This window comes from Pseudarthrobacter sp. LT1 (assembly GCF_035621795.1).
In the GTDB taxonomy this organism is placed as follows: Bacteria; Actinomycetota; Actinomycetes; order Actinomycetales; family Micrococcaceae; genus Arthrobacter.
Window position 1 is genome coordinate 2,586,948 of sequence record NZ_CP141830.1, and the last position, 18,049, is coordinate 2,604,996.

The window sequence follows — 18,049 nt, forward strand, 5'->3', positions numbered from 1 at the left end:
AGGAGGGTGGCAGCCGGGAATACCGGCTGCCACCCTCCTGTCGTTTTACCCCGCGGGCCGCCTCGGTCAGGTCCCGCAGAAGGTCATGTAGCTGCCGAAGTCGTCGGGCGCCCCCTGCAGGTAACGTTCCAGCCCGGGCCGCTCGGTGAAGGGTTCACTGACCGCCTCCAGCAGCTGCTGCAGCGGAGCGAGGTTTCCGCCGGTGGCAGCGGACAGCGCCTCCTCCACAAGGTGGTTCCGCGGAATGTAGGCCGGGTTCACGCTGTCCATCAGCTCCGCGTCAGGCTGCAGCGCCTGCCACCGCTCCAGCCAGGCATCGAGGGCGGCCAGGTCAAGGACCATGCCGCGCACGGGACGGAGGTCCCCGCGGGCCGCTTTGCCCAGGTTGCGGAAGAACAAGGTGTAGTCCACGGGTCCGTCCTTCAGGATGTCGAGGACATCATCCACCAGGGCCCCGGCGGCGCCGCTTTCATCGACGCCGCCCAGGCCCAACTTGCCCGTCATCCCGCGGGTCCATGCCTCGCTGTAATGACCGCGGAAGCCGCCCAGTACCTCCACCGCCGGGGCCACGGCTTTTTCCTGGTCCTGGTCAATCAGCGGCAGCATGGCCTCGGCGAGCCGGGCCAGGTTCCATTCGGCAAGGACCGGCTGGTTGGCGTAGGCATAGCGTCCGCCGACGTCGATGGAACTGTAGACGGCGGCCGGGTTGAAGGCGTCCATGAACGCGCACGGGCCGTAGTCGATGGTTTCCCCGGAGATGGTCATGTTGTCCGTGTTCATGACCCCGTGCACGAAGCCCACCAGCATCCACCGGGCCACCAGCTCCGCCTGGGCAGAGACGACCGCCTCGAACAGAGCGAGGTAGGGGTTGGCGGCATCAGCGGCGTGCTGGTAGTGCCTGCTGATGGCGTGGTCCGCCAGCCGTTTCAGGAGGTCCATATTTTCGGTTGCGCGCGCGTACTGGAAGCTGCCTACGCGCAGGTGGCTGCTTGCCACCCGCGCCAAAACGGCGCCGGGCAGCATGTCATCGCGCCGGACCTGCCGCCCGGTGGCCACGACGGCGAGCGACCGGGTGGTGGGAATGTGCAGTGCCTGCATGGCCTCGCTGACAATGTATTCACGCAGCATGGGCCCGACGACGGCACGGCCGTCCCCGGCGCGGGCGAAGGGCGTTCGCCCCGAACCTTTGAGATGAACGTCCAGGAGGCGGCCGGCCCGGTCAGTGACCTCGCCCAGCAGCAGGGCCCGTCCGTCGCCGAGCAGGGGCGAGTATCCGCCAAACTGGTGTCCGGCGTACGCCTGCGCCACGGGTGTGGCACCGGCCGGCACGTGGTTTCCCACCAGGAGCCGCACACCCTCGGGGCTGCGCAGGTATTGCGGGTCGAGGCCCAGGTCCGCTGCCAGCTTCTCGTTCAGGACGAGGAGCTCAGGGCTGGGCGCTTCCTCGGCCTGCCAGGGCACGGCGAGTTCCGCCAGTTCCCGGGCGAAACGGCCATCGAGAGTGACCGTGGATTCAGCTGCTGCCGTCATGGTTAAACCCTATCGCCGTTGTTGGGCCCGCTGCTTCTCCCGCTGGTTGCCGCCGCCGCGGAACAGGGATGCGGTCAAGGTCGTTGGCGGCGATCACGGTAACCCCTGGGGCCCGTGCCTGCGCCTGTTGTTCCAGCACGGAGACGTCGTCACCGTACCGTGCGGAGAAATGGGTGAGCACCAGGGTGCGGACCCCGCCGGACGCCGCCAACTCCCCGGCCTGCCCGGCAGTAAGGTGCAGGTACTGCCGTGCCAGGACGCCGTCGTCGTCGCTGAACGTTGACTCGGTGACCAGCAGGTCAGCGCCGTCCGCCAGGTCGTCGGCGCCGGGGCACGGCGCGGTGTCCATGATGAAGGCGAAGCGCTGGCCCGGCCTGGGTACGCTCACGTCCTCCAGCCTGACTGCCCCAAGGACGCCGTCGCGTTGCAGCCGGCCCACGTCCGGGCCTCCGATTCCTGCCGCCTGGAGCCGCTCCGGCAGGAAGGTGCGTCCGTCAGGCTCCGTCATCAGGTAGCCGTATGTCTCGATGCGGTGCCTCAGTGGCCGCACCTCCAGGCAGTCCGCCACGGGCCCGGCCCCCGAATGCGGATGGAGCCGCAGGTCGATGCCGGGCGAACCCACGGCCACCAAGGCCTGGACCACCGGGTCACCCGACGCCGGATAGTGCAGGTGGACCGGGTGTGCCACACCGTCGAGGGCCATCCGGGACAGGACTCCCGGCAGCCCGTAGCAGTGGTCTCCGTGCACATGCGTGAGGCAGATCCTGTTGATGTGGCTGGCCGCGACGCCGGCGTGGATCATCTGGCGCTGGGTTCCCTCGCCGGGGTCGAAAAGCAGCCCTTCGCCGTCCCAGCGCAGAAAGTAGCCGTTGTGGTTCCGGGTCCTGGTGGGGACCTGTGAGGCGGTGCCCAATACCACCAGTTCACGCACCGCCGGCGCCTGCCGTCCCGGCGTGCAGCCCCTTGGCGTAGGCGGCCTGGCCGAGGTGCTGAAGGCAGTCCCCCAGGATGCTGACCAGCCGCACTCCGAGGGTCACAGGCGGATTCCAGTGCCTGTCAACCACGCGGTCCAGGTCCGGATCAGCAATGTCTTCCAGGACCTTGGCGGTCTGCCGGTGGACGGCATCGTAGTACTCCAGCAACAGCTCCCGCGGCGCCCTGACGGCGTCCACCTGTTTACTGGAGTGGCCGTAGCCCGTGTCGCGTTCCCCCAGGGGAAGGCCGAAGCGCTTCACGAAACCTTCCGCCGTCCACACCTGTTCCAGGCCCGCAGACGAGGCTACCTGCGCATCCTCCACCCGGCCCGAGTGCCAGATCAACCACGCGATGGAATTGCCGTTGCCACCCGGACGGCGCTGCAGCTGCGCCGCGTCAAGCCCGTCGAGGGCTTCCCGGACCAGGACCGGGAGGCGATCGAAGGCCTCCAGCAGCAGTTCTTTGGATTGCATGGGACTCCCTCCACTGCGGGCCGGGCCACGCCGGCCCGGCCCGCGGGGTTGCTAGCGTTCCAGGTCGTCGGGCTCAAACTCACTGAGCGGCGAGCCGCCAAAATTCTCCTCGTCGTCGCTGCCGTCAGCTTCGAGGCCGGTGGGGGCTTCCCCAAAATCAACATCCGCTGCGGCCTCCCCCAGGGTGGGGGTGTCAGGCGATACCTGCTCATCGCCTGAACGGTAACGCGCCCTGGCGCTTTCATCCCGCAGCGTCTGGTCGCTCAGGAAGTCCTCCTCTTCACCGGAGACGGCCTCGTCCTGCAGCAAGGGGTCCTCCTGCCAGCGGTCGGGGTTGTTTTCGGCAGCACCGGGGTAGTTGTCCGGCTCCCCCGATACTGGGTCCAGTTCCAGGGACGACGCCGCGCCGGGAGTTTCGTCGAGAAGCACATCGTCCTGCTCCACGACTTCCAGCTCATCGTCCGGGACGTTCTGTTCAGTCATGATGGTGCCTTTCTCGTTGCGTTGGGCCGTCAATAGTAAGCATACTGACCACCGCGTGCGGATGGGAACCGTCGATGCCATGCCACCCGTCCCGGCTCCCCGGCAGTCGCGGAATCCACCAGTAAAAACCCGGAAGGTCAGCACCGAACATAAGGGGTAACAGCAACAGTAACGACGTACTGTTTGGAGCCGGACAACAACGGCAGCAAGGAGAAAGCCAATGCAAGGCAATGAGCCCCTGGACGGGGACGCGGCAGATCCGTCCCATCCCCGGTCTTTTACCGGCAGGATGTCTGTACTGTGGACCGACGGCCTGGGCCGGGCAAGCATACGGGCAATCCAGACGCTCTCCGTGCTGGCGCTCGCCTGGGCAGTGGTGACGGCCGCAACCCGTGTTCCACTGGTCACCATCCCGGTTATGGTGGCCTTGATCCTGGCCTCGGCCATGGCTCCCGCGGTCCGCTGGCTTGCCGCCCGCGGATGGCCCCGCGCCCTGGCCGTCCTGTCGTCCTTCCTGGTGATCCTGGCAGTGGCAGCCGGCGTGGTGGGAGGCATCACCACACTGGTCAGGCAGCAGGCCTCCGTCCTGGCAGCCCGGGCAGAAGCAGGAATAGGCCAGCTTCAGCAGTTCATTACCACCGGCCCCGTGGCGCTGACGAACGACCAGATCAACGCCGCCCGCGGGGAGTTCCAGAAGTTCCTTGCCGGCGGCAGCCTGGGGGCCGACGCGTTGACGGGGCTGAGGACTGCCGGTGAGATCGCGGCCGGTACGGTCCTGACGGCAGTCATCCTGTTCTTCTTCCTCAAGGACGGCGAGAAGATCCGCTCGTTCCTGATCGGTTTTCTCCCGGCAACCCGCCAGGGCAAGGCACATCTGGCGGCCGGGCGAAGCATCGTGGTGCTGGGCGGCTACGTCCGCGGGACACTCATCATCGCTGCGATTGACGCCGTGATGGTCCTGATCGGGCTCCTGGTCCTGCGGGTTCCCCTGGCAGTGCCGCTGGCCGCGGTGGTCTTCCTGGGCGGTTTCATTCCGATCATCGGAGCAACCGCCGCCGGCAGCCTCGCGGTGCTGGTGGCCCTGGTGGAAAACGGGCCGGTTACCGCTCTCATTGTCCTGGTGATCCTGGTGGCCGCCAACCAGTTCGAGCACCATATCCTCCAGCCCCTTTTCATGGGCCGGGTACTGCGGATCCACGGGCTGGTAATCATCCTCGCCCTGGCCGCCGGGGCCACCCTGGCCGGCGTCATCGGGGCGCTGCTGGCAGTGCCGCTCACCGCCGTCGCCTGGACCATTTTCAAGACCCTCGCAGAAACGGACACTCCGGGCCCGGAGCCGGTCGCTCCGGCAGAACCCGGAGCGTAGAAGCGCCTGAGCAGCGCTTCCGTGACTTTTGGCCCTACAGCGCCGCCAAGGCCGGGGCCAGTCTTGAAAAGCAGGAAACCCCAGTTCACGACGAGCAGGAAGTGCGGCCATGACATCGCAAAAACCCATAGCTGCGGGCACCAACGACTCAGCCCAAAGCCAGGCCGCGGTCCTGTGGGCAGCCCGCCGGGCGCACCGGGCAGGCCTGCCGCTGGTGGTCCTCCACGTGGTGGACGACCGCTGGGTTGCCGAACCCTATCCGTGGTTCGGAACCCTCCAGCAGGCTGGCGAGGAACTCCTCAAGACCGCCGCCGGCCGCCTGGAAGGAGCGGTTCCCATCACCCCCGCCACGGAACTGCTCACCGGAAGCGTGGGCGGCTCCCTGGCCAAGTACTCCAAGAAAACTTCGATGATGGTCATTGGGTCCGGCAGCGGCCACCTCGGCGGCGCCCTTGCCGACCGCGCCCTCCAGGTCGCCACCGCTGCCAAGGTCCCCGTTGCCGTCGTCGGAACCCAGGACCTCGAGGGCAGGTCGGGAGTGGTGGTAGGCGTTGACGGCTCACCAGAGGCCACCCAGGCCGTTGCCTTCGCAGCCGCTGAAGCAGACCGCGAAGGAGACGAACTCACAGTCGTGTACGCCGTCAGCGTGCCGGATCCCATCATCGATGCCGGCCTGACGCCGGGTGCCCTCGCGGACCTCATCGTGGACGAGGACCGGGTTGTCCTCTCCGAAACCGTCGCCGGACTGAAGGAAGACTACCCCGACCTCACCGTGCACCAGCGGCTGGAAACCGACAAAGGCCCCGTGGACGCCCTCGTCGACGCCGCAGCAGGAGCCCGGCTCCTGGTGGTGGGCAGCCGCGGCCGGGGCGCCTTCAAACGCCTCCTGCTCGGTTCCACCGCCCATGGGGTCCTGAAGCACCTGCCCTGCCCCACCATCATCACCCGGACCCAGGCAGCAACGAACGCCATCTAGGCAGCACCGCCCGCTGATCCTCCCACCGCCCTGCCCGCATACCCAACGCGGAAGGTTCACCCCATGAAGAAGCCCGCAGCCATCATCATGCTGATCCTCGGGATCCTGATAACGCTTCCGGGCCTGGCCGCGCTGGCGGGCGGGGCCGTGGCGTCAGCAGTGGGAACGATCCAGGGTGACGGATACCTGACATCCGGCACATCACGGTTCTCCGTGAGTTCATTCGCCCTGACCTCGCCGCGGGCGGACGCCATTGGAGACGATGTTCCCGGCAGGCTGCCCTTCGACGTCGGCACCCTGCGGCTGCGCGTTGAATCAGTGACCCCGGATAAACCGGTGTTCGTTGGCATCGCCCCGCAGGCCGACGTCGAACAATACCTGTCAGGGGTGCACCACTCGGAGCTGCTCAACATCCGCCAGCGGCCGTTCCGCGCCGAATACCGCGATGTACCGGGCGGCAACCCGGCATCACCGCCCGCGGACCAGCGCATCTGGACCGCCTCCGCGTCGGGAACGGGACAGCAGGAGCTGACCTGGAACATCACGCCGGGCGCGTGGGAAGTCGTGGTGATGAACGCCGATGCCTCCCCCGTGGTTGATGTCCAGGCGCAGGCCGGCTTCCGGTCCGACCTGATCCGGCCGGCAGCCACGGGCCTGCTGGTGGGCGGGATCATCGCCCTGCTGATTGGCGTTCCCCTCATCATCTTTGGAGCCGCGGGTCTGGGCCGGCATGCCGCACGCCCTGACGGCGGGCGCCCCATGGGTGGTCCGGACACGGGTGGGCCGGGCATGGGTGGGCCGGTTTACCGGGAACCGTCAATGAATGGTCCGGCCGCGGCCGGGCCGCCCTACCCTTCTACAACCCCGGCATCATGGAACCAGCCGGGAGCGCCGGGGACGGCCGGAACGCCGGGGGCCGTCCCGCCACCACCGCCCCAGCAGTACAGCCCGGTAGCTGCCGCCCCCACCCCCTACCCCTCCAGCCTCTTTGGTGAACTCGATCCCGGCCTTTCACGCTGGATGTGGCTGGTCAAATGGTTCCTGGCCATACCGCATTTCATCCTCCTCTTCTTCCTCTGGTTCGCGTTCGCCATCACCACCATCGTGGCCGGGTTCGCCATCCTCTTCACCGGCCGCTATCCGCGGGCACTGTTCGACTTCAACGTGGGCGTCCTGCGGTGGAACTGGCGTGTGGCCTTCTACGCCTACGCCGCCGTGGGCACCGATCTTTACCCGCCGTTTACGCTCAAGCGCGCCAATTACCCGGCCGATTTCGACGTGGAGTACCCGCAGCGGCTCTCGCGCGGACTGGTCCTGGTGAAATGGTGGCTCCTGTCCATTCCGCACCTGCTCCTGGTGGCCGCCTTCGCAGGCACCACGGGAACCATCTGGCGGTCGCAGGCAGAAGACAACGTCCTCGGCGCCACCTATGAACGGGCATCCGGACCGTCCCTGCTGGGGCTGCTGGTCCTGATTGCTGCAGTGATCCTGCTGTTCACCGGCCGCTACCAGCGCCCGCTGTTCGATTTCATCCTGGGCATCAACCGCTGGATCTACCGCGTTCTGGTGTACACCGCGCTGATGCGCGACGAATATCCCCCCTTCCGGCTGGACCAGGGCGCCGCCGAACCGGAGGGGCCCGGAGAGGTGGTTCCCACAGGGGGCGTGCCGCCTGCCGGTGCGCCATGACCTTCGGCCCTAGCCCCGCCCCACGTACGCAGGCATGATGGGCCCTGACAACGCGGGTCCGACGAGGGAGCAGAGATGAGCATTGCCGGGGCACCAATAGCCAGGATCGTGGTGGGCGTCGACGGGTCGGAGGCGTCCGTGGAGGCACTTCGGCAGGCCCAGCGGATGGCCACCCCCCTTGGCGCCAAGGTCCAGGCGGTTGCCTGCTGGGAGTACCCGCAAATGTACAGCGGCTACGTGATGATGGGCGTCGAGGGCTTCGAGGAGGGTGCCCGCAAGGTCCTGGACGATGCTGTGGCGCAGGCCTTCGGAGCCGAAATACCGGCCAACGTCAGCTCGACCCTTGTGCGCAGCCATCCCCGGGAAGCCCTGATAGATGCCAGCCGGGACGCGGACATGATCGTGGTGGGGCGCCGGGGACACGGCGGGTTCGGCGGCCTGCTCCTGGGCTCGGTCAGCTCCGCCGTCGTGGCGCACGCCCATTGCCCCGTCCTTGTGGTCCACACACCGGAGACCGAATCCGACGGTTCCAGGGGCTCCTGAACGGAATATCGGCGGCAGGGACGGCTGACTTTCAAAGCAGGTGATGGTGGTGCCAGCCAGTGAGGCACGACGACGGGCGCCCGCCATAGCGCTCGCCGCCGCCCTGGCGGTCCTCGCCATCATCCTGGCCCTGTTGCTTCCGGCACCCACGGCCGGGCCGCCGTCGGCCGCCTCTCCGTCCCCAACACCGGCGCTCCCATCGCCGCTGCCGGGATCAACCAGTACGTCAGCCCCGGGCAGTTCCGCGCCGGCGCAGGAGCCGCAGGAAACCGACACCCCCGAGGCAGGCCAGGCTCCGGTCGAGCCACCGGTGACCGTGCCGCCGGTTCCCGAACCAGAGCCGCCCGAAGCGCCGGCCCAGCCTCCGGAACCGCCCCAGCCGGCGCCGTTTCCGGTGTCCCTTCGCGGCCAGGACCTGACCGTTATTCCGGGGGCCGGCCGCGTCGTGGCCCTGACCTTCGATGCTGGAGCCAACGCTGCAGGGCTGCCGAAAATCCTCTCCGCCCTTGCCGCCCGGGGCGTTGCCGGGACTTTTTTCCTGACCGGCAACTGGGCCGCGAACAACCCACCGGCCGTGGCGCAAATTGTGGCCGCCGGGCACCGTGTGGCAAACCATTCGATGACCCATCCGGGGTTCACGGGCCTAAGCGACGACCTTATAACGCAGCAGGTGCGCGGTGCCGAGCAGACCATCCTCGCTGCCGGGGCCGATCCCAGGCCGCTGTTCCGGTTCCCCTACGGTGAACGCGACACCCGCACCATCGCGGCCGTCAACGCCCTGGGGTACGTGGCCGTGAGATGGACCGTGGACACCCTCGGCTGGAAAGGCACCAGCGGGGGCGCCAGCATCCAATCGGTGGCCGACCGCGTCCTGGCCGGGCTGCAGCCCGGCGAAATCGTGCTCATGCATATCGGGTCCAACCCCGACGACGGGACGACGCTGGACGCCGACGCCCTCCCACAGGTCATGGACCGCATCACGGCAGCGGGGTACGGTTTCGCCACCCTCGACGCCCTGCTGGGACACTGATCCGGGCAGCCGCACCCATGGCGAAGAGCAAGCACTCCCGGAACAGTCACATGAAGACGAGGCAGCCGGGCCCGTCCGGCATTGGCACCGGGCGCGCATACACCGGGGATCCGGCCCATCACGGACTGCCCGTCCACGAGGTGGTGCTGCTGCTTGAGACGGATGCCGCCAGGGGCCTTGGCCAGGAAGAAGTGGTGCGCCGGCGTGCCCAGTTCGGCGTCAACGAGCTGCCACGGTCACAGCGCGCCGGTATCGTGCGCAAACTCGGACGCCAATTCAACAACCCGCTGGTCTATGTCCTGTTGGCCGCCGCCATGGTCACCGTCTTCCTGGGTGAATTCCTTGACTCCGCCGTGATCCTCGCAGTGGTCCTGGTCAACACGCTGATCGGATTCATCCAGGAGGTACGGGCAGAGGCGGCCCTGGATGCCCTCCATTCATTGGTCCGCACGCATGCCGCCGTGATGCGCGGCGGCGAACGGAAGCACGTCCCGTCCGAGGACCTGGTCCCCGGCGACCTGGTCCTGCTGGAAGCCGGCGACAAGGTACCGGCCGACCTTCGCCTGGTACGCTTGTCCGCCCTGCGGGTGGACGAATCCGCACTGACCGGCGAATCAGACCCCGTCGCCAAGGACGAGGTGGTGCTGCCCCAGGTCACACCCGTGGCGGACCGGAGGAACATGCTGTACAGCGGCACCCTGGTGACCGCCGGCACCGGCGCGGGAATCGTCGTGGCCACCGGCGGCGAAACGGAACTCGGCGAAATCCACCGGCTCATGGGTGCCGTCAGGCCCGTGGCCACGCCGCTGACCCTGAAACTGGCACGGTTCAGCACCACCCTCACCGTCGCCATCCTGGCCCTCGCCGCCGTGGCGTTCCTCGCCGGACTGGCACACGGCGAACGGCCGGGGCAAATGTTCACGGCCGCCGTCGCCCTGGCCGTGGGGGCCATCCCTGAGGGACTTCCCGCCGCCGTGACGGTCACGCTTGCCATCGGCGTCCGGCGCATGGCCCGGCGCCGTGCCGTGGTGCGCCGGCTCCCCGTGGTGGAAACGCTGGGCAGCACCACGGTGATTTGCTCGGACAAGACGGGAACCTTCACCGAGAACCAAATGACAATCCGTGCGCTGTGGACACCCTCCGGGTGGTACGACGTGACAGGCTCCGGGTACGGTCCGGAAGGACACATCACCCCGTCCGGCGGACAGCAGCCGGACGGCCGGAACGTGCCCGCCGGTGCGACACGTCCCGGAGGTGCTGCACTGCCTGGGGACGCCCTGCTGCCCGGGGATGCTGCCCTGCAGTGGTCCCTGTTGGGCGGAGCAGCCTGCAATGACGCCAGCATCCGCAGGGAGGGGTCCGGCTGGCAGGTGCGCGGTGATCCCACGGAGGCCGCGATGCTCGTGGCGGCAGGGAAGGGCGGCATCAAAGTGCAGGACTTCCTGGCTGCCAATCCGCGGCAGTCAGAGCTGCCCTTCACGTCCGAGCGGCAGTTCATGGCCACGCTCCACGCCTCCACGCTCCCGCAGGACGGCGGCACCGTGTTCGTAAAAGGCGCCGTGGAGCGTGTCCTGGAACTCTGCGCCCACGAAATGGACGGCCAGGGCGCCGGCAGCCTCGTGCGCAGGCACGCCGTGCTCGGTGCGGCCCACGCGCTCGCGGACAAGGGGCTCCGGGTCCTTGCCACGGCCATGATGAGCCTTCCGGCCGGCTCGGGTCCCCTCTCGGCCACGGCGTTGCGCGGCCGGATGACCCTGACCGGCCTTCACGCCATGCACGACCCACCGCGGGAAGCAGCCGCAGCATCGGTGAAGGCCTGCCAGCGCGCCGGCGTGGGCGTGAAGATGATCACCGGGGACCACGTGCGCACCGCCGTGACGGTGGCGGCGGCCGTGGGGTTGGCGGCGGACAGCGCCGCAGGGACGGCCCTGACCGGGGCGGACCTGGATGCCATCCCGGCGGACCGGCTGCCGGAGGCCGTCGAACGGGCCACGGTGTTCGCCCGGGTTTCACCGGAACAGAAGCTTCGGCTCATCGATGCCCTGCAGTCCCGCGGGCACGTGGCCGCCATGACCGGGGACGGCGTCAACGATGCACCTGCCCTTCGCCAGGCAAACGTGGGCATCTCCATGGGACGCAGCGGAACGGAAGTGGCCAAGGAAGCATCGGACATCGTCCTGACCGACGATGACTTTGCCACCATCGAGGCAGCTGTTGAAGAAGGCCGGAACGTCTTTGACAACCTGACCAAATTCATTGTCTGGACCCTCCCCACCAACATGGCCGAGGGCCTGGTGATCCTCGTGGCCATCCTGCTGGGGGCGACGCTGCCCATCCTGCCCACCCAGATCCTCTGGATCAACATGACCACCGCCGTCGCCCTCGGCCTGATGCTCGCCTTCGAGCCGAAGGAACCGGGACTGATGTCCCGTCCGCCTCGCCCACCGGACCGTCCCCTGCTGACGTGGGCGCTCACCGTGCGGGTCCTGCTCGTGTCAGCCCTCCTGGTGGCCGGCACGTGGTGGCTCTTTGAACACGAGGTGGCCACCGGCGCCTCTGTTGCCCAGGCCCGCACTTCGGCCGTAAACCTGTTCGTGGCGGTGGAAGTCTTCTACCTATTCAGTTGCCGGTCCCTGACCCGGCCGGCCTGGCGGATTCATCCTTTCGGCAACCGGTGGCTCCTCCTCGGCGTCCTGGTCCAGGCAGGCGGCCAACTGGCCCTCACCTACACACCGCTGATGAACGGGCTTTTCCACACCGCCCCCATCGGCGCCGACGCCTGGCTGCGGATCCTCGGGCTGGCCCTGCTCGCATCCCTGGCCGTCGCCGTGGACAAGCGGCTCCGGCGCCGCGGCTTCTAGCACGTGGTCCCACCGGAAGGCCCCGCAGCCACGGGCCGAAACAGGACCAATGGCTCTCCCCCGGACCCCTGCGGGAACCCAATACTGGAACGGAAAGCAGACGGCTGGCGTCCGCCTTTCAGTGGACCGGAGGTCGCGGAAGTGTACGGCTGGAACGACGGCATGGGCCTGTGGGGCTATGTCCTGATGAGCATCAGCATGGTGGTGGTCTGGGGAGCAATCATCACCGGCATTGTCCTGCTGGCCCGTTCCCTGCGGGCGCCCTCCCCGTACGACGCCCACCCTCAACCCCCTCGGATGGCAGAAGACGTCCTGGCTGAGCGCTTCGCCCGCGGGGAGATCGACGCTGCCGAGTACCAGAACAGGCTGGCTGTCCTGCGCGGCCAGCCTGGTACCTGAGTCCGTGGCTCCCGCAGGCAATGGACAGTGGGGTGCTGCTATGCCACTCTCTGAATTCGAAAAACGCGAACTCGACCTGATCAGCCACGGCCTGGAAGCGGAAGACCCCAAGCTGGCAGCACTGCTCAACAAGGATGCCTTTGCGCTGTCACTCCGTACCCGCTTCCGGCGGGGGCTCGTCCTTGTCGCAGCGGGCGCCTGCGTCCTGCTTCTTGGGTTGGTGGTCCGGGTCCCCTTGCTGGGCATCGCAGGTTTTGCGGTGATGAACGGGGCGGCCTACTGGGCAATCAAAGACCTTCGGTGGTCCCTGCGCACCACGAACCGGCATGTCACCCAACTGGAAGGCAACAGCGAATGAACGCCGTAAACGAAACAGGCAAGGATGCTTCCGCCGAGGCCCACGCGCTGCAGGCAGTCGAGGCGCACCACGCCGACATGCTGCGCCACCTGAACGGACTGGTGGGCCTGCTCACGGAGGCCGTGGAGGCGGGCGATCCAGGCGCCGGGCAGGAAACGCAGGCCGCCCTGCTGGACTGGTGTGACAAGGAGCTGGTGCCGCACGCACTGGCAGAAGAAGGACCCCTTTACAGCGGACCGCACGGCATCCCGGAGGCCCGGCTGCTGGTGGACGGCATGCTGGCCGAGCATCAGGTCATCGTGGGCCTGGTCGATGAGCTCAGGACGGCCGATGGTGTTGCTGCCGCGGTGGCCGCCGGCGCCATTCAGCGGATCTTCGCCCTCCACCTGGACAAGGAGAACCGGCTCCTGATGCCCTTCGTCGTCGAATCCCCCGGCCTGTCACTCGCCCAGGCGGTCGAAGGACTTCACGAACTGGTGGGAGAAGGCGCGGCCCACCGCCATGGGCAGGGCCACCACGGGCACTAGGACCACCAGGCACACGGACGACGCCGGCGGGCCGGGTCCCGGAACCAGGGCCGCAGGCATGAGGCAACCGCGGGCGTCAGGTCACCGCAGCGTCAGGGCACCACAGCAGGCTGGGGCTGGGCAGCATCGTCCCCGGCTCCGGTGTCCGGGGCGTGCACCACCAGCACGGGGCAGTGTGCGTGGCTCACACACGCGGAACTGACAGACCCTGGCACAAAGTTCCCATGGCCCCTCCGGCCGACAACCAGCAGCGACGCGTTGCGGCTCGCGTCGATCAGCGCGGGTCCGGGCCTGCCGCGCACCAAGCGTGGGTGCACAAAGGCCGGCACTTCCTCGAAAGCATCCGCCAGCGCCTGCTCCAGCACCTGGTGGGCGGCATACTTGAAGCCCTCAATCCCCACGGCCAGGTACACGCCGTAACCGGCTGGAACGTCCCAGCAGGCCCAGACCTCCACCGGTGCGGACAGCGGCTCCGCCAAGGCCCTGGCAACCCGCAGCGCCGCGATGGAAGGCTCGGAGCCGTCCACCCCCACAATGATCCTGGAGCGCCGATCGGAAGGAGGCACCGCTGCCCCGTTCCCTGCTGTTGCCACATTGCCTCCTGTTGCCGTCCCACCCCAGCGTGGACCCGAACCTCTGCCCGGAACAGGGCCAAAGGTCATCACGGGTGCACCAGTGCCATCGTGCGATGCGCAACACCGGCAGCGACTTGCGCTGCCCGGCGGACTTTGGTCCCTTCCGGCACAGCGCCCGGCAGGGAACAATGGGACCAGGCCCTTCCCGGGGCCTGGCCCGCGCAGGCGGGACTGGGTCGTGAAGATTTTGGGAGCGTTCGGTGCAGATGCATGAAACTGGGGCTGATGAAGCGGCAGGATCTTCCGGGCAGGTCCGCGTGTTCATCCTTGATGACCACGAACTTGTCCGGCAGGGGCTGAAAGACCTGCTGGAAGGCGAAGGGTTCCTGGTGGTCGGCGAAAGCGGATCCGCGGCCGAAGCCACGCGGCGCATCCCCGCCCTGCACCCGGACATCGCCATACTGGACGGCCGGCTTCCGGACGGCACCGGGATCGAAGTCTGCCGGGACGTGCGTTCACTCGATCCCCGCCTGCGCTGCCTGATCCTCACCAGCTACGACGATGAACAGGCCCTCCGTGGGGCGGTCCTGGCCGGCGCCTCGGGGTACATCCTGAAGCAAATCAGGAGTGATGACCTCCTGGCGGGTATCCGCCGGGCCGCGGCGGGCGAGTCCCTGTTTGATCCGGGAGTCGAGCAGCAGATCATTGCAGGACTGTCCACGGCACCCACCGACCCCCGGCTGGACGGCCTGAGCGCGCAGGAGAAAAAGGTGCTGGCCCTGATCGGCCAGGGGTTGACCAACCGCCAGATCGGCGATGACCTGTTCCTGGCCGAGAAAACCGTCAAGAATTACGTGTCGTCCATCCTGGCCAAACTGGGCTTCGAGCGCCGGACGCAGGCCGCCGTGTACGTCACCAAGAGCTCCACGGACTCTGCCTGACCCGCACCCTGGCCGGGCTTATGCCAGCGGGACGGACCATTTCACGCAGGTGCCCCCGCCCGGGACGCTGTCGATAACGCAACTGCCCTCCAGTTGCCCGGCGCGGTTGCGCATGTTGGCCAGGCCGCTCACCTGGACAGGTTCGGCGAAGCCCTGGCCGTTGTCACTGATAAGGAGCTCCACCTGCTCCCGGCCAACGGCGACCGAGACCTGGATTTCGTCTCCGCCGGAATGCCGCAAAGCGTTGCTGAGGCCCTCCGACGCCACCGACAACAAATGGACAGCCACGTCTTCCCCGATCGAATCGACCGGCCCGTCCAGGGACACCTTGGGAGTGACGGCGTAACTGCGTGAGCTCTCCCGGACTACGCGCAGGATGCGGCCCGTCAGGGGTTCGCGTTCCTCATCCGCGGTCCTGAGCGAGTAGATGGTGTCCCTGAGCTTGCGGATGGTGTCATCGAGTTCGGTGGTCACGGCGGCAATCCGCTCGTGCGCCACAGGGTCCAGGGTGTAGCGGCGCAGGGTCTGGATGCTGAGCCCGGCGGCAAACAAGCGCTGGATCACCAAGTCGTGGAGGTCCCGGGCGATCCGCTCCCGGTCTGTGAACAGGAGGTTTTGTTCACGCAGGGCATTCACCCGCGCCAGGTCCAGCGCCAGCCCAATCCGACTCCCAAAAATGGCACCGGATTCTGCCTCAGCCTGGTTGAACGCGGGCGCTCCGTGCGCGCGGGCCAGCAGGAGGACTCCGTTGTCGCCGGCGCTGTGGCCCAACGAAAACACAAGGACGGAGCCGAGCTTCTCTGCCATCCTGTCTTCGAAAACCTGCCGCGAGTCCCGTGCCACGAACGACCCGCCGTTCTGGATTACGCCGGAGACCGCACTCGAGGCCATCAGTTCCTGGCCTGTCTGGAGGCCCTGCACGCCAAGGCATGCCCTGCACCGCAGCGCTCCATCGCCCGCCGGCACGGCTATCACCGCAAGCGCCGAATCGGACACCTTCAAGGCGGTCTCGGCAACGACGTCAAGGTTGTCCGCATCCCCCGGTTGCGAGGTCATGATCAAGCGGCTGCTCAGCTCCATGCCCGCCTCCAGCCATTTCTGCCGCCGGCTGCTGTTTTCGAAGAGGCGGGCGTTCTGGATTGCCACACCTGCCGCTGCAGCCAGGGCAACGGCAAGGTCTTCGTCCTCCGGAGTGAAGTCCTCCCCGCCCTGTTTCTCGGTCAGGTAGAGGTTTCCGAACACTTCATCCCGGACGCGGACGGGGACTCCGAGGAAGGTCCGCATGGGCGGGTGGTTTGGGGGAAATCCGGACGTAATGGGATGCTGGCCCAGGTCATGGAGACGCAACGGCTTTGGGTCGCGGATGAGCAGGCCCAGGACGCCGTTGCCGGTGGGCAACTCGCCAATGGAACGGATGCCTTGTTCGTCGATGCCGACAGTGATGAAGTGGCTCAGCCGGCGGTCCTCGCCGATGACACCCAGGGCTCCGTACCTGGCGCCCACCAGGGCGCAGGCGGAGCGCACCAGGCGGTCCAGGACGGCTTCCAGGCTGAGGTCCTCAGCGAGGGCCACCACCGCAGCCAAAAGGCCATTGATGCGTTCCTGGGTGTCCGGCAGGTCATCTCCCCGGACGGTGAAGTCCCGCTGGTGGCCTTCCACGGTGTCCCTTATCGGGGAGTGCCGAGGCCGCTCAGTGCTCACGTCCCACCTCCTGCGGCAGGAACCTGCGGCGCTGCGGGTCCATGGCGCGGTCCAAGTGCATGAAACGGAAGTGCCGGCCTCCGCCCCCAATTCCGCCTTCACCTGAGCATGAAGGCGCTTCGCCTCCCATTCTAGGAGAGGTGGGGAGAAAAAACCCTCAGTGAGCTTGTTAATTCGGGGCAGGCGCGCGCGGGACCTTCTTCCCTATCCGTGGCGGGTAAGCGGCCCTAGGCTACGGCCATGAACAGCGCAGCGACAGAACCGGAAATCAAGGAACTCGGCGTCCACGATTGCTGGCGATACCTCAGGTCAACTTCCCTTTGCAGGATTGCCTTCACCGATGGCGTCACCGTGGAGAACTACCCGGTGAATTTTGTCCCCACCAACGGCACATTGCTCATCCGCACCGGCGAAGGAACAAAGCTCGCTTCCCTGACCGACCGGAAGGCTTTAACCGTCGAGGCGGACGGAATGAACCAGTACGGCACCATCGCCTGGAGCGTCGTCCTGAAGGGCCATGCCATGGTGGTGTCCGATGAGGAGGAGATCCGGGATGCCATGGAGGCAGGCCTCTCCCCCTGGCAGCCGGGTCAAAAAAACATCCTGATCCGGATCACGCCGGAGGAGATGACCGGCCGGAGGTTCGTGATCGCAGCTCCGACCCATTGGTGGCCGCCGCGCGAGCCCGCCGCAGACTAGCCCACCAGCCCGACCTGACACCCCTCACCAGAACCCCAAAGGATGGTTTCCCATGGCACCTGCCAAGCCAATCGCCGTCGGCATCTCTGACACTGCGGCGTCCAATGCCGCCCTGTTGTGGGCAGCAGCCCGGGCCAACCGGCTCAAGTGCCCCCTCGCCGTCGTGAACGTTGTCGACGACCGCTGGATGGCGGCAGAAGTGCTTCCCTACCTTGAAGTCCTGCGCGAATCAGGCCTGGGCCTGCTGAAGGAGGCCGGCGAAAAAGCCGTCGCCGCCGAACCCGGCCTGCAGATTTCGCTCCAGCTCCTCGAAGGAGGGGTGGGGGCGGCACTGGGCGACTATTCCAGGAACGCCTCCATGCTTGTCCTGGGCACCAGCGGGCACAACCGCGGTGCACTGACGGACCGCGCGCTGCAGGCGGCTGCCACGGCTGAGTGCCCCGTTGCTGTCATCAGTGAGGGCCAGGCGGAGGGCCGCGGCATCCTGGTTGGCGTGGATGGGTCGCGTGAGTCAACCCAGGCAGTGGCATTCGCGGCGGCCGAAGCTGACGCGCTCGGCGAGGAACTGACGATCCTCTACGCTTTCACCGGCCCCAACCGGTGGATCGCGGCCGGGCTCCCGCAGAGCAGCTTTGCCACCCATGTGGTCGAGGAAGAGCAGATCGTGCTCTCCGAAACAGAGGCGGGACTCCGGCAGGACTACCCGGACCTTGTGGTGCACACCGTGATGGAAACCGTGCTGGAGCCGGCGGACGCCCTGCTCCGGACTGCCGCAGGCGCCCGGCTGCTGGTCCTGGGCAGCCGCGGAAAGGGCGGCTTCGAGAGACTCGTGCTGGGTTCCACGGCGCACGCGGTGCTGACCCAGCCACCGTGCCCCACCGTGATCACCCGCATGCACAAGCACAACGGCTGACCGGGCCTGC

General features: G+C 67.5%; 18 protein-coding genes. 12 read left to right on the forward strand and 6 right to left on the reverse strand.

Annotation, left to right across the window (positions count from 1 at the left end):
• Positions 1 to 66: 66 nt before the first annotated feature.
• The 4 genes from VIK36_RS12145 to VIK36_RS12160 are packed head-to-tail and all read right to left on the reverse strand — an operon-like array spanning position 67 to position 3,461.
• On the reverse strand, positions 67 to 1,530 hold the full coding sequence (locus VIK36_RS12145) for a protein adenylyltransferase SelO (RefSeq protein WP_324642096.1): 1,464 nt from the start codon (positions 1,528 to 1,530) through the stop codon (positions 67 to 69).
• On the reverse strand, positions 1,514 to 2,461 hold the full coding sequence (locus VIK36_RS12150) for a ribonuclease Z (protein ID WP_324642097.1): 948 nt from the start codon (positions 2,459 to 2,461) through the stop codon (positions 1,514 to 1,516). The genes VIK36_RS12145 and VIK36_RS12150 overlap by 17 nt, the downstream gene beginning before the upstream one ends.
• Positions 2,454 to 2,978, reverse strand: coding sequence for a mycothiol transferase (locus tag VIK36_RS12155; RefSeq protein WP_255172359.1), 525 nt, complete (start codon positions 2,976 to 2,978; stop codon positions 2,454 to 2,456). Before VIK36_RS12155 ends, VIK36_RS12150 begins: the two co-directional genes overlap by 8 nt.
• 51 nt (positions 2,979 to 3,029) lie before the next feature.
• The gene (locus tag VIK36_RS12160; RefSeq protein WP_255172360.1) at positions 3,030 to 3,461 is read right to left on the reverse strand and encodes a hypothetical protein; all 432 of its coding nucleotides are present in this window, start codon (positions 3,459 to 3,461) and stop codon (positions 3,030 to 3,032) included.
• Between the two features lie 220 nt (positions 3,462 to 3,681).
• On the opposite strand from VIK36_RS12160, the gene VIK36_RS12165 reads away from it, so the two are divergent.
• From VIK36_RS12165 to VIK36_RS12205, 9 genes are all read left to right on the forward strand, one after another.
• Positions 3,682 to 4,827: an AI-2E family transporter gene (locus VIK36_RS12165; protein ID WP_255172361.1), complete on the forward strand. Its 1,146-nt coding sequence runs from the start codon at positions 3,682 to 3,684 to the stop codon at positions 4,825 to 4,827.
• 109 nt (positions 4,828 to 4,936) lie between these two features.
• Complete coding sequence (locus VIK36_RS12170) at positions 4,937 to 5,803, forward strand: universal stress protein (RefSeq protein ID WP_255172362.1); 867 nt, start codon at positions 4,937 to 4,939, stop codon at positions 5,801 to 5,803.
• A gap of 63 nt (positions 5,804 to 5,866) precedes the next feature.
• Positions 5,867 to 7,492 carry a DUF4389 domain-containing protein gene (locus VIK36_RS12175; protein ID WP_324642098.1) on the forward strand — a complete coding sequence of 542 codons (1,626 nt, stop codon included), beginning with the start codon at positions 5,867 to 5,869 and terminating at the stop codon, positions 7,490 to 7,492.
• 75 nt (positions 7,493 to 7,567) lie between these two features.
• Complete coding sequence (locus VIK36_RS12180) at positions 7,568 to 8,035, forward strand: universal stress protein (protein WP_324642099.1); 468 nt, start codon at positions 7,568 to 7,570, stop codon at positions 8,033 to 8,035.
• A gap of 43 nt (positions 8,036 to 8,078) precedes the next feature.
• Positions 8,079 to 9,065 (forward strand): polysaccharide deacetylase family protein, encoded by a 987-nt coding sequence (locus VIK36_RS12185; protein ID WP_324642100.1) that lies wholly within the window; start codon positions 8,079 to 8,081, stop codon positions 9,063 to 9,065.
• A 50-nt stretch (positions 9,066 to 9,115) separates the two neighbouring features.
• Positions 9,116 to 11,926 carry an HAD-IC family P-type ATPase gene (locus VIK36_RS12190; RefSeq protein WP_324642101.1) on the forward strand — a complete coding sequence of 937 codons (2,811 nt, stop codon included), beginning with the start codon at positions 9,116 to 9,118 and terminating at the stop codon, positions 11,924 to 11,926.
• Between the two features lie 141 nt (positions 11,927 to 12,067).
• Positions 12,068 to 12,325, forward strand: a complete 258-nt coding sequence (locus tag VIK36_RS12195) for an SHOCT domain-containing protein (protein WP_255172366.1) — start codon at positions 12,068 to 12,070, stop codon at positions 12,323 to 12,325.
• 40 nt (positions 12,326 to 12,365) lie between these two features.
• Positions 12,366 to 12,683: a DUF3040 domain-containing protein gene (locus tag VIK36_RS12200; protein WP_255172367.1), complete on the forward strand. Its 318-nt coding sequence runs from the start codon at positions 12,366 to 12,368 to the stop codon at positions 12,681 to 12,683.
• Positions 12,680 to 13,210 (forward strand): hemerythrin domain-containing protein, encoded by a 531-nt coding sequence (locus tag VIK36_RS12205; RefSeq protein WP_255172368.1) that lies wholly within the window; start codon positions 12,680 to 12,682, stop codon positions 13,208 to 13,210. Before VIK36_RS12200 ends, VIK36_RS12205 begins: the two co-directional genes overlap by 4 nt.
• A gap of 92 nt (positions 13,211 to 13,302) precedes the next feature.
• Here VIK36_RS12205 and VIK36_RS12210 read toward each other — a convergent pair whose 3' ends face one another.
• Positions 13,303 to 13,803 carry a universal stress protein gene (locus tag VIK36_RS12210; RefSeq protein ID WP_324642103.1) on the reverse strand — a complete coding sequence of 167 codons (501 nt, stop codon included), beginning with the start codon at positions 13,801 to 13,803 and terminating at the stop codon, positions 13,303 to 13,305.
• A 248-nt stretch (positions 13,804 to 14,051) separates the two neighbouring features.
• Between VIK36_RS12210 and VIK36_RS12215 the strand changes: the two genes are divergently transcribed.
• The gene (locus VIK36_RS12215; RefSeq protein WP_307490489.1) at positions 14,052 to 14,726 is read left to right on the forward strand and encodes a response regulator; all 675 of its coding nucleotides are present in this window, start codon (positions 14,052 to 14,054) and stop codon (positions 14,724 to 14,726) included.
• An 18-nt stretch (positions 14,727 to 14,744) separates the two neighbouring features.
• Here VIK36_RS12215 and VIK36_RS12220 read toward each other — a convergent pair whose 3' ends face one another.
• Positions 14,745 to 16,427 carry a GAF domain-containing sensor histidine kinase gene (locus VIK36_RS12220; RefSeq protein ID WP_324642104.1) on the reverse strand — a complete coding sequence of 561 codons (1,683 nt, stop codon included), beginning with the start codon at positions 16,425 to 16,427 and terminating at the stop codon, positions 14,745 to 14,747.
• Positions 16,428 to 16,667: 240 nt separating this feature from the next.
• Between VIK36_RS12220 and VIK36_RS12225 the strand changes: the two genes are divergently transcribed.
• Positions 16,668 to 17,126 (forward strand): pyridoxamine 5'-phosphate oxidase family protein, encoded by a 459-nt coding sequence (locus tag VIK36_RS12225; RefSeq protein ID WP_324642105.1) that lies wholly within the window; start codon positions 16,668 to 16,670, stop codon positions 17,124 to 17,126.
• 52 nt (positions 17,127 to 17,178) lie between these two features.
• Positions 17,179 to 18,039: a universal stress protein gene (locus tag VIK36_RS12230; protein WP_255172373.1), complete on the forward strand. Its 861-nt coding sequence runs from the start codon at positions 17,179 to 17,181 to the stop codon at positions 18,037 to 18,039.
• The last annotated feature ends 10 nt before the right edge of the window (positions 18,040 to 18,049 follow it).

Excerpts from the sequence above, each read along its gene's own strand:
- VIK36_RS12145 (WP_324642096.1), bottom strand. The coding sequence starts at position 1,530 with ATGACGGCAGCAGCTGAATCCACGGTCACTCTCGATGGCCGTTTCGCC.
- VIK36_RS12155 (WP_255172359.1), bottom strand. The coding sequence starts at position 2,978 with ATGCAATCCAAAGAACTGCTGCTGGAGGCCTTCGATCGCCTCCCGGTC.
- VIK36_RS12160 (WP_255172360.1), bottom strand. The coding sequence starts at position 3,461 with ATGACTGAACAGAACGTCCCGGACGATGAGCTGGAAGTCGTGGAGCAG.
- VIK36_RS12165 (WP_255172361.1), top strand. The coding sequence starts at position 3,682 with ATGCAAGGCAATGAGCCCCTGGACGGGGACGCGGCAGATCCGTCCCAT.
- VIK36_RS12170 (WP_255172362.1), top strand. The coding sequence starts at position 4,937 with ATGACATCGCAAAAACCCATAGCTGCGGGCACCAACGACTCAGCCCAA.
- VIK36_RS12175 (WP_324642098.1), top strand. The coding sequence starts at position 5,867 with ATGAAGAAGCCCGCAGCCATCATCATGCTGATCCTCGGGATCCTGATA.
- VIK36_RS12180 (WP_324642099.1), top strand. The coding sequence starts at position 7,568 with ATGAGCATTGCCGGGGCACCAATAGCCAGGATCGTGGTGGGCGTCGAC.
- VIK36_RS12185 (WP_324642100.1), top strand. The coding sequence starts at position 8,079 with ATGGTGGTGCCAGCCAGTGAGGCACGACGACGGGCGCCCGCCATAGCG.
- VIK36_RS12190 (WP_324642101.1), top strand. The coding sequence starts at position 9,116 with ATGAAGACGAGGCAGCCGGGCCCGTCCGGCATTGGCACCGGGCGCGCA.
- VIK36_RS12200 (WP_255172367.1), top strand. The coding sequence starts at position 12,366 with ATGCCACTCTCTGAATTCGAAAAACGCGAACTCGACCTGATCAGCCAC.
- VIK36_RS12205 (WP_255172368.1), top strand. The coding sequence starts at position 12,680 with ATGAACGCCGTAAACGAAACAGGCAAGGATGCTTCCGCCGAGGCCCAC.
- VIK36_RS12215 (WP_307490489.1), top strand. The coding sequence starts at position 14,052 with ATGCATGAAACTGGGGCTGATGAAGCGGCAGGATCTTCCGGGCAGGTC.
- VIK36_RS12225 (WP_324642105.1), top strand. The coding sequence starts at position 16,668 with ATGAACAGCGCAGCGACAGAACCGGAAATCAAGGAACTCGGCGTCCAC.
- VIK36_RS12230 (WP_255172373.1), top strand. The coding sequence starts at position 17,179 with ATGGCACCTGCCAAGCCAATCGCCGTCGGCATCTCTGACACTGCGGCG.